The sequence below is a fragment of the Vibrio sp. 99-8-1 genome, from assembly GCF_013114595.1.
Taxonomy (GTDB): domain Bacteria; phylum Pseudomonadota; class Gammaproteobacteria; order Enterobacterales; family Vibrionaceae; genus Vibrio.
Genome location: NZ_VTXE01000002.1, coordinates 1 through 25,446, shown reverse-complemented (window position 1 = coordinate 25,446; position 25,446 = coordinate 1). Strand labels below are relative to the sequence as shown.

Sequence of the window (25,446 nt, the reverse complement as noted above, 5' to 3'; positions counted from 1 at the left end):
AAATAGAGGTGCCAGTTGCCATACTGACTTATTAATAAATTTGTTATTATTTGATCTATGAATGGTAATACAATTCAACGTCATATTGAAGAGATATGCACATCTATTAACAAATAACATACTACTAATAAGGCCTAAATCTGTAAAACTGAGCTTTACTATAAAATAGGGTCAAACAAATGACCGAAATCTGCATCACAAACATTTTTAACCGCGGGATGCTGGATCATTCTTTCGGCAAAAATCACATAATATTCTTCTTTTAACTCTTTGGCTTCACCGATTTGTTGGAACGCATAATTACTACTTAGTTCCGACAGATATAGATCAGGAGCAAGATATATAACATCCGAATGATATTGGGCAAATGCTTTCATCAGCGCAACATCATCAAACTCCCCCAAAATATTAGGCTGAATGCCTTGCCGATCAAACCAAGCTGAAACTTTTCGCCCCATTGATGTTCGGCTACCAGGCAGCAACAACTTTTTTTGCTCCAAGATTTCAGGAAACTGAACGTTATCTAACGCGCCAGAGTAATAAAAGCTAAGTGAGCACTCACCAAGCTTCTTACTATATAAACCGGGCAATTGGCTAGAGTCGATTGGACAGTCGGATAAGATCATATCCAGCTTATGTTGAGATAGCTGCTCTAACAACAGTTCATGGGTTGATTCAAAACAGCGTAAATGAATGCTTCCATCTTCCGGTATGGTGTTCATTAATACCTTACTGACTAACCGCTTAGATAAAGCATCTGCTACTCCGACATCAAACAATAGATTTGAGCGCTGACTATAATTTACGATATCAAGCATTTCATAGCTGAGGCCAAACATACGATCAGCATACTTATAAATAAGCTGTCCGAGCTCTGTTGGTTCAACATTACGACCATTACGCTTAGTTAATTTGCCATTGATTCGTTCTTCAAGCGCTTTAATTTGTCCGGTAACCGTTTGTGGTGTGAGAAAGAGAGCATCGGCCGCTTTTGAGACTGAGCCCTGCTTGCACACCATCCAAAAATAGTAGAGATGATTGTAATTTAAATGCGACATATTTCCTCTCATGCAAACTGTATATATTGATGATATACAGGCAAATAACTCGGAATTTCCGAGCAGATATAAACAATAGTATAGTTTTACCGAAACATAAATATCTTAGATGACATTTTTGTCACATTAAAAATAACTTTTTTTGTCAAATTGCTCTCTTCAATCATCAATTTAAAGAACACCAGAAAATAAAAAACACAATAAAATCATAAAATTACAAATAAAAAGCACAGAGGCAAACGTTTACCTACACTTAATAAATCATTATCGGTATTTTACAAAACTGTCATATTAGTGAAATATTCAACCTCTACTATCCCGAGCAGATAAGCAAAATGACCAATAATCGGGTCTCGGAGAAAAATTATGAACCAAGCCACAACTGCAGCATCATCGCATAAGAAGTCTGCTAATTGGATACGCTGGGCAAACTTGGTATTCATGCTTTATTTATTACTGCTGGCTGTTTCTATGGTTGGTAGTGGGTTTAAGCTCGCAACCGGTGAACAAGCAAAAACACTATTTGAATTTGCTTCCCATCCTGTAGCGGGATTAATGATAGGTTTAGTCGCCACAGCATTAATTCAATCCTCTAGTACCGTTACCTCTATTATCGTTGGTCTTGTTGCTGGTGGACTTCCGGTAGAAACCGCAATCCCTATGATCATGGGTGCAAATATCGGAACAACAGTCACTAATACCCTAGTGAGCCTCGGTCACCTCCGCTGCAAACACGAATTTAAACGTGCTTTTGCAAGTGCCACCATACATGACTTCTTTAACCTATTGGCTGTATTGATCTTCCTACCTTTAGAAATGATGTTTGGTATTTTAGAGAAAATATCTCACTGGCTAGTCTCTCCTATGCTAGCAACAGGCGATATGAGCATTAAAGGGTTCAACTTTATAAAGCCAATAACCAAGCCTGTTGTTTCAGCGTTGAAAGAGCCGCTAAGCACATTTGGTGACGTCGCTGGTGGCGTAGCACTTATCTTTATTGGTATCGCCACTGTATTCTTAGCGATTACGGTAATGGGTAAGTTAATGAAGAAACTGATGGTTGGTCGTGCAAAAGATATTTTACAGCACGCCATTGGTAAAGGTCCTTTACACGGTATTCTATCGGGTTCTATCGTTACCGTTCTGGTTCAATCTTCATCTACCACCACGAGCCTAATGGTTCCTCTAGTAGGTACAGGTGTTCTTAAAGTAAAAGACGTCTACCCATTCACTCTTGGCTCTAATATAGGCACCTGTATTACTGCGCTTTTAGCGGCAACAGCAGTCACAGGTGAGTATGCGGTATTTGCCCTACAAATCGCCTTAGTCCACTTAACTTTCAATGTATTAGCCACTATCTTTATTTTTGGCATTCCGTTCTTGCGTGACTTGCCTCTTAAAGGTGCAGATATCATTTCAAATCTAGCGATGGAAAATAAATCTGTCGTAGTTGCTTACCTTGTCTGTGTCTTTATCATTATGCCGGGAGCCATCTTAGCTCTAACTGTATAGTGCCCTTTCATAGACTTTCACCTCTCTCAGAGGTGATGTAAGTAGAGATAAAAAAGCCTCGTAACTCATCGTTACGAGGCTTTTTCAATAAAGATTCTTGTTAATACTAACCTTGTCAGCTCAGTGATTAAAATCGCTATACAGAGAAAGGATACTTAATGGCATCGTGACACTGGTAATCCGTCACGTCAAAGTCATCTAAGGTTACCCATGTTTCTAAATCTTCTAGTGATTTAATGTCTGGGTTAATGCTAAATTTCGCCGGAGCGAGTGGCTCACGTTTAAGCTGAACATTCTGCATTAAGTCCAGTTGATCCTCATAAATATGGCCGTTAACAATTTTATGGTACGCCACTCCTGCTTTGTGACCGGTTATCTGCGCCATTAACGCTAAAAACACATAAACCTGCACCATATTAAAATTTAGCCCTAGAGGCACGTCACACGAACGTTGTGTGCTATTTAAATAGAGAGTATCACCTAACAACGAAAAATGATGGCTGTACATACACGGTCTCAAGCACCCCATATGAAACTCACCAGGATTATAAAAGTTTAAAATCTCACCTCTATTATCAATGCCATTTGTTAAGTCATTAACAATATTTTTGAGTTGATCGACACTGCCACCATCAGGTTTAGACCAAGCCCTTCCTTGCACACCATAGACTCTACCCATATCATCTTCACCTTGACGATATGGATTGTTCAGCCAAGCTTGATTAAGGTTGGCATTGGCATCCCAAGTTTTAGTACCTAACTTACGAAAATCTTCAGCATTGTCGTAACCTCTGATATAGCCGAGCAGTTCGGCTACTGCAGCTTTCCAGAAACTTTTACGGGTTGTCACCAAGGGAAACTGATTGTTCGCAACGTCATAGGACAAGTCTGCATTAATGACCGTTAAACAACGTTTACCGGTTCGTTCATTTTCAACCCAAACACCTTCATCTACAATACGCTGACATAAATCTAAATACTGTTTCACTGCTTAGCCTCTTTTTTGTCACTTCTATATGCCCAAGTGATTAGTAGCACACCGAAAATAATCATTGGAGAAGATAAAATCTGTCCCATGGAAATAAAATCACCAAATAACCCTAGATGATCATCAGGTTCACGGAAATACTCTACGATAAATCGGAATACACCATAACCAAGCATAAATAAGCCTGACACGGCGCCAGCAGGGCGTGGTTTACCAATATAGATATTTAAGATAATAAATAACAACACCCCCTCTAACGCAAACTCATAAAGCTGGGAGGGGTGACGAGGAAGGAAGCCCCCACTAGGAAACAAGACTGCCCATGACACATCCGTCACTCGTCCCCACAACTCATCATTCATAAAGTTGCCTAGTCGACCTAAACCTAAGCCAAATGGCACCAATGGCGCGATAAAGTCAGCGACATTAAAGAAAGTGCGTCCATTTTTATAGGCGTACCAGCCCATGGCACTAATAACACCTAACAATCCACCATGGAATGACATTCCCCCAGTCCACACTTTAAAGAGGTACAGAGGATCATCTAAAAATGCTGAAAACTGGTAGAAGAAAACATAACCAACACGACCACCAATCACCACACCTAAAAAGCCAAGAAAGAGCAAGTCTGATACTTGCTCTCTAGTCCATCCGCTTCCTTTCTTATCTGCTCGCCTGTTTGCTAACCACATAGCAAACAAAAAACCAAACAGATACATCAGCCCATACCAACGTACCGATAAGGGACCAATGGAGACAAGAACAGGATCAATCTGAGGAAACTCAATAAAGCCTTGTGGCATATAACAACTCTCTTTAAATCACATAATGAATACGGATTGATAATATGGTGCCCGATAATAAACTCATCCTAGCAACAGCTCAAGAGCATGCACTTTGACGATTCGTTTTTCGGAACTCGAAATGAATTAAGATAACAACATTCTTCCTGCTATAAACAGTAAAAATACCGCAAACACTTTCTTAAGCTGAACGGTGGGTAAACGGCTGGCCAGCCGAGCACCAAACTTCGTCGTAAAAATGGAAGTTGAGACAATAGCAAGCAAGGCCGGAACATAAACATAACCAATACTGTAGTCCGGCAAATGACTAACTCCAAATCCATTCCAAATAAAACCAACCATCCCCGATAATGCGATAACACAACCACAGACAGAAGAAGAGCCGATTGCCTTACGCATTTCTACACCATAGCGGTTTAAATAAGGCACAGTTAAAGAGCCTCCGCCAATACCAGCAAGCGTTGACACTATACCGATCAAACAGCCCGATATAGAGGTCATTATCGTTGATGGCATTACTCTAACTTTCTTTGATTTCACCGACAACAGCATTTGGCCTGCTAAAAACAGTACGATAACGCCAAACACCTTCGGTAAATTTTCGCTAGGAATTAACTCCGCTACGTAAGATCCCATCAAGCCGCCAATAACCACACCAGGCAGTAGCCACTTGATCACAAAGACATCTACATTTCCTAACTTCAGATGGTTTAAAGCGGAAGAGCCAGAGGTAATGATGATGGAAGCAAGGGATGTAGCCAAAGCGATATGCATTACTACGTCAGCCGATATACCGGCTTTAGGGAGCAGTACCAAAAGGGCAGGAACAACAATTAGACCGCCACCAATACCTAACAGTCCCGCCATCACACCAACAAAGCTGCCTAGTAACAGCAAAGATATAAGTAATTCGTAATTCAAAATCGCCTCTATTTTTTACCTGCTCGAACAAACCCGGCAAGCTGCTTGCTTTCCAAGTATTCGACCATCATTTTATATATTTCACTGCTATAAGGCTGACCCAACGCTTTGGCCGTTAACGTTTCTAACTGCTTAGAGTCTACCTTCCTAAGCAAGTACTTAACTCTAGCCACGTTCGCGGTATTCATACTTAGTGAGCGATACCCGAGACCAACAAGCAACAATGCGCCGATAGGATCACCCGCTAACTCACCACACACGCTAACAGGTAAGCGATATTGCTGACAGGTTTGTTGTATCTGTTTTAACGCCATTATCACCGCAGGATGAATGGGTTCATAAATACTAGCAACTCGGGCGTTATTCCGATCAACGGCCAGTAAATATTGTGTTAAATCGTTACTCCCCACTGATACATAATCAACCTTGTTGGCGAGTAATGGCAATAAATACAACATCGAAGGCACTTCTACCATGATTCCGACTTCAGGTCTAACAACCTTAGGCTCTATCTTTTTAACTTCGATATAAGCTTGATTAAGCAAAAGCAGCGCATCATCCAACTCCTGACAGCTAGCAATCATTGGCAATAAAATTCTGAGATTATCGATACCAACACTGGCTTTCAGCATTGCTCTAAGTTGCACCAAAAAAATATCAGGGTGATCAAGGGTGAAACGGATGCCCCGCCAACCCAAAAATGGATTGTCTTCCTCAATAGGAAGATAAGGTAACGGCTTATCTCCACCAATATCTAGAGTACGCATCACTACTTTTTTATCTGGGTAACTCGACAATATGCTCCGATATCGGGAAGCCTGCTCTTCTTCAGAAGGAAAGCCGTGCTGCAATAAAAAGGAGATTTCTGTTCTATATAAGCCAACACCGTCAACGCCTTTGTTGATCGCAATGTTCGCATCAGCACTTAAACCCGCATTCAATAATACTTCGACTTGGCAGTTATCTTTAGTGCAAGCCGCTTGAGAAATTTCACCTTCAACTAACTCCGATAATTCATGTTCTTCTTGTTGCAGGCTAATATACTCTTTAAGCAACGTTTTGTTTGGCTCTACAACAATCTCGCCACTATAACCATTTACAATCCCCCGTTTGCCTTGAATTGACTCAGGTGTAAAGGTCGCTCCCATGATTGCGGGCACTCCAAGAGCACGAGACAAAATAGCAGCATGAGAGTTAGCCGCCCCCTCTAGCGAGACAACCGCGAGTAATTTCTCTTTTGGTATGCCCGCTAAAAGCGAGGCCGTTAGTTCCCTTACGACCAAGATAATCGGTTGCTGAAGCTCTAGAGTACTCACCTCAGAGTTGTGTAAAAAGTAGAGTAAACGCTGTCCAAGTTCTCGAATGTCCTGCGCACGTTCACGCATATAAACGTCAGACATTTTGGCAAAGCGGTTAGAGTAGGCTTCGACCACCTGTCTCAATGCCCAATCTGCTCTGTCTCCCTTGTTAATCTGATCTTTTAAATCAGCCCGTAACATTGGATCATTCAATAAGTGCGTAAACAGATCAAAAATAGCGAGCGCATCTTTATTAAGCTCACTATCCAGTTTTTTCCGCATTCGTCGAAAATCGGCAATCGCATTTTCAATCGCCAACATTAGCCACTCTTGCTCTTGAGAGACATCAAGGGCAGATGCAGGGTATACATCGGATAACTCAGGTTGGGTGTTGTCCCACCAAAACTCCCCTACTGCCACTCCCGGAGATGCCCCAATGCCTGTAATGATCTCGGTTCTTTTTTTATTTAACAGCCACTGACCTTGGCCTTGAGCATGAGCAATAATGACCGCTATCTGAGCCGCGAGAGTAACAAGGAACGACTCTTCCATTTCGTTAAATAAACGGGGGGATTGCTGCTGAATAACCAGTACCCCAAGGACTTGCTTGCGGTAGATAATAGGGGTTCCAAGAAAGGAGTTGTAGATCTCCTCCCCCAGCTGTGGAAAGAGTTTAAATTCAGGATGTTTAGCCGCTTCTGCCAAGTTTAACGGTTCTGCGTTACGTCGAACCAAACCCACCAAACCATCTTGATATTTTACAAAGAAGTGTCTCTTTTTAACTTTTAACCCTTGAGTCGCCATTAGCTCAAGACGGTTCTTTTCATCATTAGCCAAGTAAACTGTGCAGCATTCGGTTTGAACGGCTTTACATGTTTCTTGCACCAATAGCTTCAAAGCTTGATGAACATCATCAAGCTTTGAGACTTTTTCAACTATGTCCCTTAGTTGAGTTAACATGATTACCCTCTACGATTTTTGCGTTTACCTTTTATCTTTCGCTCCTTAAATGGCATAGCCAAAGATGCAAACTCTTTCATCGCACGACGATAAACATCTCTTTTAAACGAAACTACTTGTCTTACTGGGTACCAATAACTTACCCATCTCCAACCATCAAATTCAGGGGTTTTTCCACGCTGCATATTTACTTTAGATTCATCGCTATCTAAACGCAGTAAAAACCATTTCTGTTTTTGCCCGATACAAACAGGTTTTGAGTCCCAACGAACTAAGCGTTTTGGTAGGCGATACCTTAACCAATGACGACTCGTGGCAACAATTGTTACATCCTGTTTTGTAAGACCAACCTCTTCATATAACTCTCGAAACATGGCTTGCTCAGCGGTTTCTCCATCATCAATTCCCCCTTGAGGAAATTGCCAAGAGTGTTGTCCATATCGTTTAGCCCAGAATACCTGACCATGGTTGTTACAAATCACTATTCCCACATTTAAGCGGTAACCATCGCCATCGATCACTGGCTGACCTCTAAAAAATTTTTCTTGGCGTGATTTTTCCACATATCCCCAGTTCTCGCAAACTTACATGTCTAATTTACGAAATATTTATTTTCTGCCAAAGCGAGTTTGAATAACTTTTGTTCAAATATAGAGTTATCAACACCAAACGCGTCAGATCACAAATTTATTCACCATTTCTGTGAATAACTATGTGAAGAATTTTAAATAAGCCAATAAAGACGAGCAATATATAATCAAGAAAAATGACCAACGCTGTAACATACACATACAAAATAACTAAAAATCAATCAGTTAATTAAGATCAAAGTAGATTCACCATGATAAAAAACAACAAGGATCTTCTATCTTTTTAGATCGGTCAAAGATCAACCGCATAGAGGGTTATCCACACTAACAACTGCCAATTTCATCATAGCACCAATTTAGCAACTGTTTTATCGCCTCAAAAGACCTGTTAATTGATCCAGTAGTGGCTAAAGCTCATCATTTTTAAAATAGCCTGTGGATAAGTGGCATTATGATCATTAATTCATCATCAGATCCAATGGACACGGTTGTCTATTTAGCCATAGATCATCATGCTCATCGTTTAGAGCTATCGCGAAATATGATTGATATCGCTTGATAGTCGATCTTTACTAGGCATTATTTGTTACACTAGCCACTTCTTACTTCACAATTGTCTTTGTTAATCGATCATGAAACCGCAGCCAAAATCAGAACAAGAATTACTAGATAGAGCGCATGCAATTGCTGGTTTTACTTTCTATGAATTGGCAGAAGAAGCCAATATTTCTGTACCAAAAAATCTAAAACGAGACAAAGGTTGGGTAGGTCAATTGTTGGAATGGCACTTAGGCGCTATTGCAGGGAGCAAACCACAACAAGATTTTGTCGAGCTTGGCATCGAGTTAAAAAGTATTCCTATCAGTTATAGCGGAAAGCCGTTAGAAACGACATTTGTCTGTGTTGCTCCTTTAATTGGTGTACATGGCTTAACTTGGCAACAGTGCCATGTTAAACAGAAGCTATCTAAAGTGCTCTGGATCCCTGTTGAAGGAGAAAGAGAAATTCCTGTTGCAGATAGAAGGGTTGGAACCCCTATTCTTTGGTCGCCTTCAGAGCAGGAGGAGCGAGCTCTTCAAGCTGACTGGGAAGAGTTGATGGAGTTAATCGTTTTAGGTGAAGTAGAAAACATCACAGCCAAACACGGTGAAGTAATGCAACTTAGACCAAAAGCAGCAAATAGCCGAGTTGTTACAGAAGCATACGGAGCTTCAGGCAAACCGATAAAAACGCTCCCAAGAGGTTTCTATCTCAGGACTCAGTTTACCGCTAACATTCTATCTCGTTACATATCCGCTCAATCTTAGTGGCGCTGCAGAGAGAGTTCGATATCGTGATAAGGGATCGTCCCTTCGGGAGAACCACATTCATCATCAGTATTGTGCAAACGTAAATACACCGACTCTACACCTAACCGACCAAGATCATCTTTTATCTGATCCAGCGACGAGTAATGTATTACTTCGTCATTTCGGTAAATAGGCTCCAGCTTGTGCTTATACTCCACTGCCAATAAGTAGTCAGACAGATCTTCACAACTAATAACATACAGTTTAGGTTGAATATGCTTCTCATTGTGGTCGGCATGTAACCAGTGGTCTAATTGAATTTTTTCCATAGAATCTCCTTCTTTCTATATAAGCTTAGTTCAGCTATCGGTAAATTCTAATTTCATTACTGTCTCTTCTTTGGGTATATTGGTTAAAAATAACAGTACAAGGAAGTGTTATGAAATATCATAAGCTGCCAAATTCAACATTGGAAGTCAGTAAAATATGCTTAGGTACAATGACTTTTGGCGAGCAAAACACTGAGTCACAAGCCTTTGAACAAATTGACTTTTCTCTTGATCACGGCGTAAATTTCATTGATACGGCAGAGATGTATCCTGTCCCTCCAAAGAAAGAAACTCAAGGTTCTACCGAGCAATTTATTGGTAATTGGTTGGCGAAATCAGGCAAGCGAGAAAAGGTCATTCTTTCGACTAAAGTAGCAGGGCCCGCTAACGTTCCTCATATCAGAGACGAGATGAGTTTAAGTAGAAGAAATATTCACAGCGCGATAGATAGTAGCCTTACTCGTCTTAAAACTGACTACATAGATCTCTACCAACTGCATTGGCCTCAACGACAAACCAACTTCTTTGGCAAACTCAATTATCACTATCAAGATGAAAATGAAGAAGTCACTCTCATTGAATCTCTAGAAGCACTTGCTGAGCTCGTTAGAGCAGGGAAAGTTCGTTATATTGGCTTATCCAATGAAACGCCTTGGGGAGTAATGAAGTTTCTTCAGTTAGCCGAAAAACATGACTTACCTAAGATAGTCTCGATCCAAAACCCTTATAACTTACTCAACCGCAGCTTTGAAATAGGATTGGCAGAAATTGCCCAGCACGAAGGTGTTGAGTTACTTGCTTATTCTCCACTCGCGTTTGGCTGTCTTTCAGGAAAATATCTAAACAATGCCAAACCAGACGGAGCTCGTTGTAGTCAGTGGCAGCGATTCTCGCGTTACTTTACACCCCAAGGTATAAAAGCGACTCAAGCTTATGCCGATCTTGCCTTGCAATTTGGATTGCAGCCAGCACAAATGGCGTTGTCGTTTGTTAATCAACAACCATTTGTGGCATCAAACATTATTGGTGCTACAAACCTAGAACAGCTATCCGCCAATATTAACAGTATGGAAGTAGAATTAAGCAAGGAGTTACTAGAAGAGATTGAAAAGATTGGAGTTGAATACTCCAATCCTTGTCCTTAAAGCCGCAATCATAGGGGGAAATTTACCTTCCCCCTACCATTACGTTACCAGTCTCGATCGAAAAACACGACGAAGATGACGCATACGACGTTCTACAACTAAGTTTTCAGGCTCGGTATATCCCATAACTCGACCATCACTTTCAAGGCCAATATCTTTCAACAGATGTGTATTCTGCCAAGGAATATCATACTTTGAACGACGTATTGCACTTTGCCATTTTTTTTCTTCTCGGCGTAAATCTGCTTTAACAAATAAAACCGCTACTTTTAAATAGATAGAGTGACTCATGATTAATCTCCAGTTAATTAAATAATTTGACTGGAAAAATGGCAGTAGAATTGAAAATATAGACTATAACCCTATTTAGCTGCCATTTTCCGCAGCCTTTCAGGTTACGGATTAATTAGTATCAGTATGCTTGGTGATAGAAGAAGCCATAAAAAATACGGATCTATCCAGCGATACAGAATTTAAGAACGCACAAATTGTATGAACGAATGTGAAATATTTCATTTGTGCCTCCTGTTAAAAACTAATTAATCGTAAAGATGAGTGAATGTTATTCACGCTCAAATTGTAACCACTTTTAAGTTATATGCAATAGCTATTTACTACTAAAGTGAAAATTTATTCACGCTTACATCTGCTATCTATTAATATACTCAAGTGACCTCAAGGAGCTTGTTCAGCGAGAATGTATTGGCTGCTGATCAAGGCACTGATTTGAAGGCATAGTCATTCTACGGAAAGAATCAGTAACACAGAGCAGGAGCCAATAAAACTCGCCCTTTGGGAGCACATCAACACGCCCATTTCTGCGGAAGATAATCTTGAAAGGGAATGCCATTCCTTCAATTATCTTTCTTGAACTGAACGTGTTGATGTTGCTCTGAATCTTACATCTTGAGGTCACTTGAGTATATGTGAGAAATATCTAATTCCCGCTGTCACTCGTTAGCGGAAAGTTCTCTGTGTAGACAATGATCATTACATGGATTCTGAAATTAAATTATGCTTATTCAATAACCTATACATGGTCGCTCTAGAGACCCCTAGCTCTTTTGCCGCGGGTGAAACTTGCCCTTCATGCGACTCTAATACCAAAACCAAGGCATCTTTCTCAGAATTTTCTCGAATACTTTTAAGGCTTCGTCTACCACTAATAACTTTAGGAAGATCAAGCTGATTAATATCAATTATAGCGCTATCAGACATCAATACCGCTCGTTTTACTTGGTTAGAAAGCTCTCTCACATTACCCGGCCAATGATATTGCATTAACGCCTTCAAAGCTTGATCAGAGAAACCTTTTGCCTGCGCATTATATTCTTTAGAAAACTCCTGCAAAAAATGTTTAGCCAAAATCGCTATATCACCAGTCCGTTCCTTTAAACTAGGAATATTAATTCTAAGAACGTTTATATAATGATAAAGCTCTTCATTAAAATCTTTGTCTGCTAACGACTTCTCAATATCCGTGCTATAACCTGCTAATATCCTCACATCCAATTCTTTCCTGCCATCAATTGACTCGATTTTTCCATCTTGCAAGAATCGAAGTAAGTTTCTCTGTTGAGAGCGTGACATCATTAAAATGTCATTAAAAAATAGAGTACCACCATGCGCTTTTTCTAATAAACATGGGCCGGCATCAGCATCGATATTTTTGCCAAATAGCTCCTGAGCCATCCTAGCTTCTGATAGCGCCCCACAATTAACACTAATAAAAGCTTCTTTCGAACGGGTAGACATAGTGTGAATAGCTTTTGCCACACACTCTTTTCCAGCTCCGTTTTCACCATAAATTAAAATACTGACGTCCGTAGAGCTGATGCGTTTAACCTGTTCTCTGAGCCGTTTCATAGAAACCGACTCACCTGTTAACCCCATGTCTTTATTGCATCCATAATTAGGCCATACTTTTCTTTCTAATTTAAGCATGCCTAACTGGTGACCAATGGTGCTCATCAGTTGTGTATCTGGCATTGGAGCGGTAAAAAAATCGATACAGAAGTTAACAATAAACTGGCAGATGGTATCAGAGCTTAATTGTGATTCTCTTATAAATGCCAACCATCGGACGTGTTTATAGCTACTAACTAAATTAGCAATGCCGTTTAAACTAAATTCATCCTGACTTAAATCTACGATACCAATACAAGGACCAATATCATTTAACAGTATGTCCGCTTTACGTAAATCACCACACCGCTGACATTGCCAACCTTCTTGCTCTAAAACAGACAACCACGGTTCTTGCTTACCACCAACCACGACAAGAGAGCCCGCAACAGAATCCATTCGAAATTGTGTGCCCATGACAGATCCTTTTTTATTATATTTGTTGAGAGGAATGCACCCACTACTCAGTGGTCTATTGACCCTAAAAAAATACTTTCTCTGTATACAAGAAAATATTCGCAGGGATATAACAGTATCGAGACATTGGCTGTTTTTCTGTCTCATTATTAAGACTTAGCACATGTTAATTGCTCGTCAAGTTAGCTACTTCATTTTTTGCACCACTGCTATAAAAAAACCTACTTAATAAAGTAGGTTTTTAGTTCAGTGAATGGATTCTTCCAAGCCTTTATGCTGGCTCTTGGAAAATAACCGTATCCGCTTTTTCTGTATACTGTCCCATTTTATGGAAGTTTAGGTAGCGATAAGTATCTGCTGCTGTCGCATCAATCTGCTTAGCAAACTCTAGATACTCCTCTTTAGACGGAATTTTGCCTAAAATAGCGCCAACCGATGCTAACTCAGCAGATGCAAGATAGACATTCGCCCCCGTACCTAAACGGTTAGGGAAGTTACGAGTTGATGTTGAAATCACTGTCGCTTCATCGGCTACCCGTGCTTGGTTACCCATACAGAGAGAACAGCCCGGAGTTTCGATACGAACACCAGCACGACCGAAGATACCGTAGTACCCCTCTTCTGTGAGCTGATCTTTATCCATCTTCGTCGGTGGAGCAATCCAAAGACGAGTATCAAGTTGACCGCTATGCTTATCAAGCAACTTACCCGCGGCACGGAAATGGCCAATGTTGGTCATACAAGAACCAATAAAGACTTCCTGAATCGCAGTACCCTGTACATCAGAAAGTAGACGCGCATCATCCGGATCATTTGGCGCACATAAAATTGGCTCACTGATCTCAGCCAAGTCAATTTCAATCACGTGAGCGTATTCAGCATCATTATCTGCCGTCATTAACTCAGGATTTTCAAGCCACTCTTGCATGGATGTAATACGACGCTCAAGGGTGCGTACATCACCATACCCTTCAGAAATCATCCACTTCAACATAACAATGTTGGAGTTAAGGTACTCTTCAATCGACTCTTGAGATAATTTAACCGTACAACCTGCCGCAGAACGTTCTGCAGAAGCATCAGAAAGTTCAAATGCCTGTTCCACACTTAAATGTTCAACACCTTCGATCTCTAGTACACGACCTGAGAACTCATTGATCTTACCCGCTTTCTCTACAGTAAGGAGTCCTTGCTTGATACCATAATATGGAATCGCATGAACCAGATCACGTAGCGTAATACCCGGTTGCATTTCACCTTTAAAACGAACCAGTATAGATTCAGGCATATCCAGCGGCATCACTCCAGTCGCAGCAGCAAACGCCACCAAACCAGAACCTGCTGGGAATGAGATACCGAGAGGGAAACGAGTATGAGAGTCACCACCGGTTCCAACTGTATCGGGTAGCAACATACGGTTTAACCAAGAGTGAATAACACCGTCACCAGGGCGCAAAGAAACGCCGGCACGGTTCATTATGAAATCAGGCAATGTATGGTGCGTATTAACATCAACAGGTTTTGGATACGCTGAAGTGTGACAGAAAGACTGCATCACTAGGTCTGCAGAGAAACCTAAACAAGCAAGATCTTTTAGCTCATCACGAGTCATTGGCCCGGTCGTATCTTGTGAGCCAACGGTGGTCATTTTAGGTTCGCAATAGGTACCTGGACGAATACCGTCAACACCACAAGCTTTACCCACCATTTTTTGCGCTAATGTATAACCTTTACCCGTATCTTCTACCGCAACTGGACGGCGGAAAATTTCTGATGGCTCCAACCCTAACGCTTCACGAGCGCGATCAGTCAATCCGCGACCGATAATTAGAGGTATACGACCACCCGCACGAACTTCATCAATCAACACATCTGTTTTTAAGCCAAACTCCGCCAACACATCGCCTGACGCGTTATCCGTGACTTTGCCTTCATATGGATAGACATCAATTACATCACCCATATTCAATTTAGAGACATCAACTTCAATAGGAAGCGCACCAGCATCTTCCATGGTGTTAAAGAATATCGGGGCTATTTTGCCACCCAATACATAACCACCAGCACGTTTGTTCGGTACATTAGGAATATCATCCCCCATAAACCACAACACAGAGTTTGTGGCAGACTTACGAGATGAACCTGTACCTACAACGTCACCAACATATACAAGTTGATGACCTTTCTCTTTAAGGCTCTCAATCTGTTTTACAGGGCCAATGCTACCCGCTTGATCCGGTTCAATACCCTCTCTTTGGTTTTTAAGCATCGCTAAAGCATGCAGCGGAATATCTGGACGCGACCACGCATCAGGAGCTGGAGAGAGGTCATCCGTATTTGTTTCGCCAGTTACTTTAAATACCGTTAGTGTAATTTTCTCTTTAAGCTCAGGCTTAGATAAAAACCACTCAGCCTCTGCCCATGAGGTTAATACTTGCTTGGCATATTCATTACCGGCCTTTGCTTTCTCTTCTACGTCATAAAAAGCATCAAACATGAGTAAAGTATGAGACAGCACTTTTGCTGATATTGGCGCTAAAGAGTCATCATCAAGTAATGAAATTAACGGTTCAATATTGTACCCACCTTGCATTGTGCCAAGAAGCTCAACAGCTTTCTCTTTACTTACCAGCGGAGAACTTGCTTCACCCGTTGCAACAGCCGTCAAAAAACCAGCCTTTACATAAGCGGCTTCATCAACACCAGGGGGAATTCGGTTTTCTAGTAGGTCAAGAATAAACGCTTCTTCACCTTTAGGTGGGGTTTTAACCAGTTCAATTAATGCAGCAACTTGTTCTGCATTCAGTGGTTTTGCAACTATTCCTTCCACTGCACGTTCTTCGACGTGTTTTCGATAGGCTTCAAGCACGACTAATTCCTCTCATTGCGGTTCAATTTCTTTTTAGTATGAAAATGAACATCCTTGGAAAACTTGGCTTCCTGCCGCACATTATTATTTAATTCAGGTTAATAAACGGACAGCGGCGAGGGCCAAACTGTGCAAGAGAGAATAGCAAATTTAACTAAAAATTAAAATCCAATCATTTTGACCAACATATCATCTTGCGACTAAAGTTCTACAATGCGCAATTTATATCATTATGAATTTTATGATTTTTATTATTTGTTATTAGACTAAAAAGTATGACCGAGTATTAAGTAAACAGATTGACGATGTCCTTCTGTCATCCCAAATGCAAATACAATCGGCCCAATAGGTGATGCTACACCAGCAAAAACAGACCCTGCATGGTAAAGAGGCGCGTCTTTGATTTTGACATCTGTATCATTCCATACTCCGCCATACTCATATGACGCACCTAAGTAAACCGGGGCAGTGAACAGCCCAAAATCATTATTAAACCAGCGATAACGATAAACTAAGCTACTAAAAAACAGGTTTTGACCAACAAGGCTGTTTCTGGATATTCCCGACAAACGCAAAAATCCGCCAAGCTCTTTAGGTTGAATAGCAAGATTATTGGCGGTTTTGTCCTCTACCGCGCCATATTCAAGATGTCCGACTAAAGTATTATCACCAAAACTATAGGCACCACGTACAAGGGTTGAAATTTCATGAACCACATCGTCTTTGAAATCAAACTCTTCTTGATCGTTGTTTTCGTCCCTTACTATAGTGGAACCTTTCACAGAATCATCCGACACAAAGTACTCAATATCAAACTGAAATCCCTTGGTAGGCAAACTAAAATCATCTAGAGTATCAATGCGATAGCGAGCAAACATACCTTTCCTTGTATAGTCCGCAAAGCCATAATCTGGAGCTGTACTTAGGTTTGCCTCACCATCAATAAAACGGGCACCTACCCTTAACTCTTGCCATAACTGAGGCTGAAAACCAATGGCGGCTTCGCCTTTAAACTCCGAATAAGTCGTGGATAAAGAGTTATCCGCCATATCCAAGTTACTTTCACCATTTAAGCCCGATATAGGAGTATTCTTTTTATCTTTGCTATAACTGACACTCAGTAAATTTAATAAGTACTGATTACTAAAAAATGGCGAAGACCAGTTAAGCGCAATATTTCTGTCGGTCCCCAGCTCTAAATTCGCTTTTAACTCAGCCCCAACGCTATTTAGTCCAGTAAAGTTGGTGGATACACCCAAGGCATATTGACTCTCAGAAGTAAAATCTTCCTCTAAGAAAAAACGAAAATTAACATAGTTAGGTCCCCACTCTTTCTCTTTTACATTAAAAGTCAGTGTGGTTTCATCGGATGATGTATCAAAATGATACGAGACAGTTTCAAACCTATCTAAGGCATAGAGGTTACTGACACTCAACTCTAAAGACTCTGTCGATACTCTCTCACCGGTACTCACTCCTAAACGATCAAGCACCAGCTCATCTTTATAATGTGAATGGTTATTAAGCACGATGTTATCCACCACCAGCTCATCACCATGTTTTAGAGCTCTTCTGGCATCTTCTTTATCGTCGATATACTTTTGATACTGAGCAACTGTCACCGCATATCTTTGCAGTTTTTCACTTTGTTGCTGTGCCGCTTGGTAACCGAAACGATAAGCTTGAGGCATTTTGTCAAACTCCATGGTCTCCATTTCCCCAACAGCAGGTTTTAACAGTGTATCCTTGTCCGTTAACTGCTCAGCTTGTTCATTAGTGGTACGCCGAACAAGATAATTGGAAAGTTGACCGGCAACCGTCATCATATCGATCACGCCTTCTTGATCGAGATAATCAGTGCTTATATCTACGGCAATAACGATATCCGCCCCCATAGAGCGTGCTAGATCGACGGGCATATTATTGGTCACTCCGCCATCAACAAGTAACTTACCCTCTAAAGGGAAAGGCGGCAGAGCTCCCGGCACCGACATACTGGCCATCATCGCATCGGTAAGTAATCCTTTATCCAACACGACTTCATCCAGCTCTACGATGTCGGTAGCAACGGCCCGATAACGAAGAGGAAGTAAATCAAATGACTCAAATCTAGGGAAGTTTCCTGATGATTCGCGGAGAATCCGCATCATAGTTTGCCCTTGAACGATCCCTTTAGGCGAACGTATCTCCCCCCAACCTAGCCCTAAGTCTGTGGTCAGTTGAAAGTAGTCTTCATAGGCTTTATCTCTTACTCGTCTATCACTACGACTGACTCTGTCACGATAACCGCTATTCCAATCCGTAGTATAAATTAACGCTTCTATCTCATCGGCGCTCATGCCTGTGGCATACAAGCCTCCAACATACGCCCCCATACTGGTTCCTGTCACAATATCCACAGGAATGTGCATCTCTTCCAGCGCTTTGAGTACGCCAATATGTGCGGCACCTTTTGCTCCTCCTCCGGCCAATACCACGGCGATGGTAGGACGTTCCTGAGAAGACGAATCCGCAGTAACTTGTGCAGCGTGTATGCTCACAGAGTAACAGCAGCATACAATCGCTACGATTCGTAAGTAGTCATAAAATCCTTTCACGCCCAAACCTCAAAGAAAGTGGATTTAGAATTAAAACACATATCAATAGTGGCGATTTAAACGACACTACCGGAGAAATCATCATTTAATTAACCGTAATCGGCTTATTCAAAAAGCCTTTTTATCCACTGTGCGGGTGAGCTCTGACAAGAACGAAGAATTTGACCATCTTTGTCCCATACAGGTAATTTAAAACTGTTTGAGCAATCCAATTTAAGAGCACCACTGCTTGTTCTGCTAAACCCTAGGGTAGAGATACTTTTTGGCCACGGTAATGACAAGCGTTGCGGGATCCTCTTGTTCAAATACTCAGCATAAACTCGCAAAGCTCCACTCGATCCCGTTAATTTAGTCGGTTTATTATCATCCCGCCCAACCCAAATGGTAACCACTTCACGTCCATCAACCCCAACAAACCAACTGTCTCGGCTATCATTACTGGTTCCGGTTTTCCCCGCCAATGCCGCCCAACCAAATTGACCCTGCAAATAACGGCCAGTGCCTTCTGCTACGGCTTTTTTCATCGCATAAGTTGTTAACCACGCCGCTTGCTCATCCACCGTCGCACTCATGGTTGGGATGGATTGATATAATACGTTGTCATCAATGTCTTTTACCATACGCAGTGCTGATAATTTTGCCAGTTTTCCGGAATTAGTTAACGTCTGATACATTTGCGACACTTGAAAAGGAGAGAGAGAAAAAGCGCCTAAGAACATAGCAGGTACCGGACGAATCTCTTGTCTATCAACCCCTAGCGCGTCTAGCGTGTTCGTCACCTTCGGAATCCCTAATGCCAAACCAAGACGAACTGTCGGTATGTTTAGCGAGTAGGCTAACGCTTTATATAAAGGCACCTCTCCTCTAAATTTTTTATCAAAATTTTGTGGCTGCCATACAGACCCTTTACTCCCTTTCATCTTGATTGGTTTATCTTGTAACGTTGTCGCCAATGTATACTGAGATGGAGAAGAGAGCGCAGTTAGATAAACGGCTGGCTTGACCAGAGAGCCTATTGGCCGACTGGCATTTAACGCTCGATTAAATCCATCATAACCCGCTCTTTTCCCACCAACCATGGCTCGTATCTCTCCCGTCTGCCTGTCTACAGCAACCACTGCTGCCTCCAGACCTTTACCGCTATTTTTTTCTAGCTGTGCGACTTTTTTCGCTACCGCTTTCTCCATTAGCGATTGAGAGACAGGATCCAATGTTGTAAACAGTTGTAATCCAGCATGTTGGTGAAATTCATCCCCCAACTTCTCTTGCAACTCTATTTTCAATTGTTGAAAGTATGCGGGTTGTCTGCTGGCTATTTGTGGCTTTTTCTGTATATCCAACTCCCGACTTACTGCTTGATCGTATTGTGCCGCGGTCAGAATCTCTTGCTGCATTAGCAGCCTTAACACTAAATCTCGTCGCGCTTTACTGCGAGCAGGATAACGGATGGGATTATAATAAGAAGGGCCTTTAACCATTCCGACTAATAGAGCCAATTGATCCAATCTCAACTCCTGAAGAGGAACACCAAAATAGAATCGAGCAGCTAAACCAAAGCCATGTACCGCCTGCCCTTGGGCCTGACCTAGATACACTTCATTTAGGTAAGCTTCTAATACTCGGTCTTTGTCATAACGATAATCAATGATAAGAGCGATATACGCTTCTCTAATTTTCCGCCATAAGGTTTTTTCTCGGGATAGAAACAAGTTTTTAGCCAATTGTTGGGTCAAGGTACTACCACCTTGTACCGTTCTACCAGCTTTAATATTGGCAACCAATGCACGTAAAATAGAGGTAGGAGAAACCCCATCGTGTTGATAAAAATCTCTATCTTCCGTGGTCAGCAGAGCATCAACAAGAAACTCTGGAAACTGCTCTCTTTTTAAATAAAGGCGAGTTTGGTCGACATCATTTTCCAACATCCCTAGCATTTTAGGCTCTATGCGTAAAAAGCCCATGTCGCTTTTATTTTCAAGAGAGTAGATTCGCTTCAAGCCTAAATTGTCAAAGTGAAGCATCACCCGTCTATCCGGCTGTGGTCCGTCTTCAAACTCGAATGGTCGACGTATTAACTCTAACTTGGTTGACGATGATGAATACTCTCCCGCATGTCTAGGCTTTGCTACTTTTCGATAGTTTAAAACATCAAGTTCTTGTCTCATTTCCGCAATACTCATCTCCTGCCCAGGGAAAATGGTAAGAACTCGAGCATACACAACCGTAGGCAAATCAAATATCTGCCCATCAAATTTGGATCGTACAACCGTATCTAAGTAGATACCGATAAACAGCAGACAAGCGGCGGAAACCAGTGCAAGCTTCCAACTCAACCGCCAAAAACGACGCAATAGTGACACTTTTTGAGTTGACTTTCTGCTGCGTCTCTTACCTGTAGCCGCTCTTTTGCTGGGCTTCTTCTTTGCAGCAACACGCTTTTTAGCGCTGCTCTTCTTTTCGACTGCTTTCTTATTGGTCATATTTTCAACTGTCGTTTTGTTTTGGTTGTCGCGATATGGTTTGCAGGATCGTCAGGCCATAGGTGTTTGGGGTATCGTCCCTTCATCTCTTTTTGCACCTCTTTATAGGCTCCCTGCCAAAATCCTGCTAAATCCGCCGTAATTTGTAATGGTCTCTGCGCAGGAGAAAGTAACTCTAATACGATGGTTTTTCTACCATTAGCTATCGCTGGGGAGACTTTCTCTCCAAACACTTCTTGCATTCGCACTGACAGCATAGGCTCTTTACCGCTTTGATAACGAATACGCTTTTTGCTGCCCGTAGGTAATTGATACTCTATGGGCAACAACTCATCCACTTGTTGGTTTAATGGCCAACCTAAATACGCTGTGAGCGCCGCTGATAAATCAATACTCTGTAGCGATTTCACGCTTTTCATATTATTCATAAACGGCTCTAACCAAGCATCTAGTTGTGTAAGTAGAGCTTCTGCAGATAAATTCGGCCACTCTTTCTCCGGGAACCATTCAGCACCACACCGGTACCGTTCCAGAAGAGCTTGGCTCTGTTTATCCCAAGGCAAGCATTGTAGCCCTGAGCGATGAATATAGTTCAGTAAAGCTTGAGTTAGCTGTGCTTGAGCTGGCTGAGGTAGTGCCTTTCTTGATATCACTAAATTACCGATACACTGTCTGGTTTCAGCGATTAAACGGCCTTTAGCCACATCCCACTCTACCGATTCACTCTCCTCAACTAGATATGGCAGTGACTCTGTCAAACACGCTATATCCAACTTTGCAGCTAAAAATATTTGGCTCTCTCTATCTCGAGTACGCATAAGATCAATCGCGACAATATACTGGCTATCTGAGAGTGGATCATCTGACGAGATAGTCGCACCATGACCATTAGCCAAAATAAACTTACCTGAACGATTATTTCGATTTTGTCCGATTCGATCGGGATATGCTACCGCTAAGCAGAGTCCTATCAGAGTATCATCTATCTCTTTTAAATTAACCGTGACTGCCATCCTTTTAGCCAGTATTGCTACTCGCTTTGCAATCAGTGACTGCTTATTATGGCGATGATTTTTAATTGCATAGACTTCACTAGCAATGTCTACACCGCTATGGCGAGACTCCTCAATTAATGCCACCAGACATAACGCACAACTCAGCATAGCAGTACCGTTCTGCTTAGCTTTAAGCAGCATAGCCGCCAACCGAACATCGGTACCTAACTGGCTCTGCTCTTTTCCCCATTCGGTTAACTGCCGACTATCCGTAACTAACCCTAGCTTTGTTAGTAGCTCATAGCCTTGATTAATGGCGTTTATCGAGGGTATATCCAGCCAACTCAGCTCCTCAACAGAAGTCACTCCCCATTGGGAGAGTTCCATACAGAGCGATGATAAATCTGAATGAAGAATTTCGGCCTGTGGAACTTGCGGTTGTAGAGCGAGTTGCTCCTTACTGTACATCCGCAAGCAGACCCCTTCTTCAAGCCTCCCCGCTCGACCCGCCCTTTGCTCCGCTGAAGATTGAGCAATGCGCCCTTCTTCTAAACGGGTTATCCCGGACTTCAAATCAAACTTAGCCAGTCGCTCTATACCGCTGTCAATAACCACTCGAATACCATCGATAGTTAAAGAAGTCTCAGCAATATTGGTGGCCAACACAACTTTGCGCCTCCCAGACTTGCTCGGCGAGATCGCTTTCTGCTGTTGTGAAAAATCAAGTTGACCATAAAGTGGCAGTACATCCACGTTATCCATGGCGATATTGAGTTTATTTTGTACCTGCTTGATGGCTGCCATACCCGGCAAAAAAACTAAAATTGAACCGGATTCTGAATCAAGGAGCGTGCGGATTTGACGAGATATCATCTGGTCCATTCTTTCATTCACTCTCAAAGGAGCATAACGATATTCAATCGGATAATGTCGCCCCTGAGACTCTACATAGGCAGCTTCAGGCAACAATCGTTGCAGTGCTGATTGATCTAACGTTGCCGACATTATCAGCAGTTTAAGGTCATCTCTAAAAACTTGTTGCACTTCTAAACTAAACGCCAAAGAAACATCAGCATGAATGCTTCTCTCATGAAATTCATCAAAAATCAGCAATTCAACGCCCGACAGTTCGGGAGCAGACTGGATCATCCTAGTCATTATCCCTTCTGTCACTATCTCTAATCGAGTCGACGCACTGGTTTTACTTTCACCTCTAACACGGTAGCCAATCGTCTCACCAACGTTTTCATTAAGCTGGCTCGCTAAATATCGAGCAATATTCCTTGCCGCCAAACGTCTAGGTTCAAGCATAACTATTTTACCCGACAACCACTTTTGCTTGAGTATTTCTAGTGGTAATAGCGTCGACTTTCCGGCGCCTGGAGGGGCTTTTAAGATAAGTTGACTCTCTAATTGCAGTTTTTTTAGTAATTCTGGAAGAACAGCTTGAATCGGAAGTTGTGACACTGGAGAGCCTTATGCTATCGCAATTAAAAACATCTTGGATTTGATACAGTATATACTCAAGTGACCTCTAGGTGCAGGATTCAGAGCGGCATCAACAGGTTCAGTTCAAGAAAGATAATCGAAGAAATGGCATCCCCTTTCAAAGCTATCTGACGTAAAAATGGGCATGCAGATGAGATCCCAACAGGCAAGCTTTATTGGCTCCTGCTCTGTGTTACTGATTGTTGCCATAAAATGACTGTGCTTTCAAATCAATGCCTTGATCAGAAACCAATAAGTTCTCACGGAGCAAGCATCTTGAGGTCACTTGAGTATAATAAACTCATCCTATGAATAAAAACAACAGACTATGCAATTTGAACCGATACTAGAAAGTGGCCGATTAATAAAACGCTATAAACGATTCCTGGCCGACATAGAATTAGAAGATGGCACAATCCGAACCATTCATTGTGCAAACACAGGTGCCATGACCGGGTGTGCTGAACCGGGAAACAAAGTTTGGTTCTCAACGTCTAGCAATATAAAAAGAAAATACCCTAATAGTTGGGAGTTGAGCCAGACCCCACAAGGTGATCTCATTGCCATTAACACTCTAAAAGCCAATCAACTTGCTGTTGAAGCGATCAAGAATGGCGTAATTAAAGAACTGTCTGACTATGAAAACCTTAAAACTGAAGTAAAATATGGTCGCGAAAATAGCCGAATTGATATCTATCTCCAATCAGAGCATAGAACACCGTGCTATATTGAAGTAAAAAGCGTGACCTTACTTGAGGAGAATGGACAAGGGTATTTTCCTGATACGGTCACAACGAGAGGGCAGAAGCATCTGCGTGAACTCACAGAAATGGTCAATTCTGGAAGCAGAGCCGTACTTTTGTTTACTGTTTTACATTCAGGGATTGAAAAAGTATCCGCTGCACACCATATAGATGCACATTATTCACAATTATTAAAACAAGCAAAAGAAGTTGGTGTAGAGATCCTCTGCTATAAAGCAGAAATATCAAATAGCAAAATGAATCTTGTGAAACCTATCCCGTTTATTGATAGTTAAGCAAAAACTGTTATGCGAAAATGATGCGATCTTCACACTGGGAACAATTAGAAAAATCCAGTGTTTGCTTCCAGCTTTTCTTTCTGCTAAAAATACCCGCCTTAAATTAACTGCAAATCAGTTAATAATTGGTGTAAGTAGGAGATGAGGTATGCCAGAAAAGAAAAAAGCGCTAGGCATCCTAGCCATTGCAGGTGTTGAGCCCTATCAGGAAAAAGCTGGTGAAGAATATATGTCACCAGAACAAATGGCTCATTTTACTAAGATTTTAGAAGCTTGGCGTAATCAACTTAGGGATGAAGTTGAGCGTACTGTGCACCATATGCAGGACGAAGCAGCAAATTTCCCAGATCCAGTTGATCGCGCATCACAAGAAGAGGAATTCAGTTTAGAACTTCGTAACCGTGATCGTGAACGTCGACTAATCAAAAAGATTGAGAAAACACTTCTCAAGATTGAAGAAGATGATTTTGGTTTTTGTGAATCTTGCGGTGTAGAAATTGGTGTTCGTCGCCTTGAAGCTCGCCCTACTGCCGATCTATGTATCGACTGTAAGACATTAGCTGAAATGAAAGAGAGACAGATGCAAGGTTAATCTTGCGTTACTGCTAAAAAGGAGCTTAGGCTCCTTTTTTTGTTGAAAGCGATACGTAACCCACTATACTCAAGTGACCTCAAGGTGCTTGTTCAGCGAGAATTTATTGGCTGCTGATCAAGGCACTGATTTGAAGGCATAGTCATTCTACGGCAAGAATCAGTAACA

At 41.7% G+C, this 25,446-nt stretch carries 18 protein-coding genes; 5 read left to right on the top strand and 13 right to left on the bottom strand.

Annotation, left to right across the window (positions count from 1 at the left end):
* Positions 1–158 precede the first annotated feature (158 nt).
* The gene (gene nhaR, locus F0227_RS00965) at positions 159–1,058 is read right to left on the bottom strand and encodes a transcriptional activator NhaR (protein ID WP_171751288.1); all 900 of its coding nucleotides are present in this window, start codon (positions 1,056–1,058) and stop codon (positions 159–161) included.
* A gap of 366 nt (positions 1,059–1,424) precedes the next feature.
* On the opposite strand from nhaR, the gene F0227_RS00960 reads away from it, so the two are divergent.
* Positions 1,425–2,570, top strand: a complete 1,146-nt coding sequence (locus F0227_RS00960) for a Na/Pi symporter (protein WP_171751287.1) — start codon at positions 1,425–1,427, stop codon at positions 2,568–2,570.
* A gap of 136 nt (positions 2,571–2,706) precedes the next feature.
* Here the strand turns inward: F0227_RS00960 and F0227_RS00955 are convergent, their stop codons facing one another.
* The 5 genes from F0227_RS00955 to rppH all read right to left on the bottom strand — a co-directional run bounded on the left by F0227_RS00955 (position 2,707) and on the right by rppH (position 8,061).
* Positions 2,707–3,558, bottom strand: a complete 852-nt coding sequence (locus F0227_RS00955) for a thymidylate synthase (RefSeq protein WP_171751286.1) — start codon at positions 3,556–3,558, stop codon at positions 2,707–2,709.
* Positions 3,555–4,361 (bottom strand): prolipoprotein diacylglyceryl transferase, encoded by an 807-nt coding sequence (lgt, locus tag F0227_RS00950; protein ID WP_171751285.1) that lies wholly within the window; start codon positions 4,359–4,361, stop codon positions 3,555–3,557. Before lgt ends, F0227_RS00955 begins: the two co-directional genes overlap by 4 nt.
* A gap of 126 nt (positions 4,362–4,487) precedes the next feature.
* A complete protein-coding gene (locus tag F0227_RS00945) occupies positions 4,488–5,282 on the bottom strand; it encodes a sulfite exporter TauE/SafE family protein (RefSeq protein ID WP_171751284.1) in 795 nt (264 codons plus the stop codon).
* A gap of 8 nt (positions 5,283–5,290) precedes the next feature.
* Positions 5,291–7,540, bottom strand: coding sequence for a phosphoenolpyruvate--protein phosphotransferase (ptsP, locus tag F0227_RS00940; protein ID WP_171751283.1), 2,250 nt, complete (start codon positions 7,538–7,540; stop codon positions 5,291–5,293).
* A gap of 2 nt (positions 7,541–7,542) precedes the next feature.
* On the bottom strand, positions 7,543–8,061 hold the full coding sequence (gene rppH, locus F0227_RS00935; protein WP_171751450.1) for an RNA pyrophosphohydrolase: 519 nt from the start codon (positions 8,059–8,061) through the stop codon (positions 7,543–7,545).
* 701 nt (positions 8,062–8,762) lie between these two features.
* On the opposite strand from rppH, the gene mutH reads away from it, so the two are divergent.
* The gene (gene mutH, locus F0227_RS00930) at positions 8,763–9,437 is read left to right on the top strand and encodes a DNA mismatch repair endonuclease MutH (RefSeq protein ID WP_171751282.1); all 675 of its coding nucleotides are present in this window, start codon (positions 8,763–8,765) and stop codon (positions 9,435–9,437) included.
* On the opposite strand, the gene F0227_RS00925 is transcribed toward mutH, so the two are convergent.
* Positions 9,434–9,748 (bottom strand): DUF6482 family protein, encoded by a 315-nt coding sequence (locus tag F0227_RS00925; RefSeq protein WP_171751281.1) that lies wholly within the window; start codon positions 9,746–9,748, stop codon positions 9,434–9,436. The two genes, mutH and F0227_RS00925, sit on opposite strands and share 4 nt — an antisense overlap.
* Before the next feature lie 110 nt (positions 9,749–9,858).
* On the opposite strand from F0227_RS00925, the gene F0227_RS00920 reads away from it, so the two are divergent.
* A complete protein-coding gene (locus tag F0227_RS00920) occupies positions 9,859–10,893 on the top strand; it encodes an NADP(H)-dependent aldo-keto reductase (protein WP_171751280.1) in 1,035 nt (344 codons plus the stop codon).
* Positions 10,894–10,932: 39 nt separating this feature from the next.
* Here the strand turns inward: F0227_RS00920 and F0227_RS00915 are convergent, their stop codons facing one another.
* From F0227_RS00915 to hrpB, 6 genes are all read right to left on the bottom strand, one after another.
* Positions 10,933–11,184, bottom strand: coding sequence for a DUF1127 domain-containing protein (locus F0227_RS00915; RefSeq protein ID WP_171751279.1), 252 nt, complete (start codon positions 11,182–11,184; stop codon positions 10,933–10,935).
* A gap of 699 nt (positions 11,185–11,883) precedes the next feature.
* Positions 11,884–13,215 (bottom strand): sigma-54 dependent transcriptional regulator, encoded by a 1,332-nt coding sequence (locus F0227_RS00910; RefSeq protein WP_171751278.1) that lies wholly within the window; start codon positions 13,213–13,215, stop codon positions 11,884–11,886.
* Positions 13,216–13,486: 271 nt separating this feature from the next.
* Positions 13,487–16,084: a bifunctional aconitate hydratase 2/2-methylisocitrate dehydratase gene (acnB, locus tag F0227_RS00905; protein ID WP_171751277.1), complete on the bottom strand. Its 2,598-nt coding sequence runs from the start codon at positions 16,082–16,084 to the stop codon at positions 13,487–13,489.
* A 266-nt stretch (positions 16,085–16,350) separates the two neighbouring features.
* A complete protein-coding gene (locus F0227_RS00900; RefSeq protein WP_317918118.1) occupies positions 16,351–18,624 on the bottom strand; it encodes a patatin-like phospholipase family protein in 2,274 nt (757 codons plus the stop codon).
* A gap of 161 nt (positions 18,625–18,785) precedes the next feature.
* A complete protein-coding gene (gene mrcB / locus F0227_RS00895) occupies positions 18,786–21,161 on the bottom strand; it encodes a penicillin-binding protein 1B (protein ID WP_171751275.1) in 2,376 nt (791 codons plus the stop codon).
* Positions 21,158–23,623, bottom strand: coding sequence for an ATP-dependent helicase HrpB (gene hrpB, locus F0227_RS00890; protein ID WP_171751274.1), 2,466 nt, complete (start codon positions 23,621–23,623; stop codon positions 21,158–21,160). The genes mrcB and hrpB overlap by 4 nt, the downstream gene beginning before the upstream one ends.
* A 349-nt stretch (positions 23,624–23,972) precedes the next feature.
* Here hrpB and sfsA point away from each other — a divergent pair, with 349 nt between their 5' ends.
* Together sfsA and dksA are read left to right on the top strand one after the other, a co-directional pair.
* Positions 23,973–24,683, top strand: a complete 711-nt coding sequence (gene sfsA / locus F0227_RS00885) for a DNA/RNA nuclease SfsA (RefSeq protein ID WP_171751273.1) — start codon at positions 23,973–23,975, stop codon at positions 24,681–24,683.
* A 151-nt stretch (positions 24,684–24,834) separates the two neighbouring features.
* Complete coding sequence (dksA, locus tag F0227_RS00880) at positions 24,835–25,278, top strand: RNA polymerase-binding protein DksA (RefSeq protein WP_171751272.1); 444 nt, start codon at positions 24,835–24,837, stop codon at positions 25,276–25,278.
* The last annotated feature ends 168 nt before the right edge of the window (positions 25,279–25,446 follow it).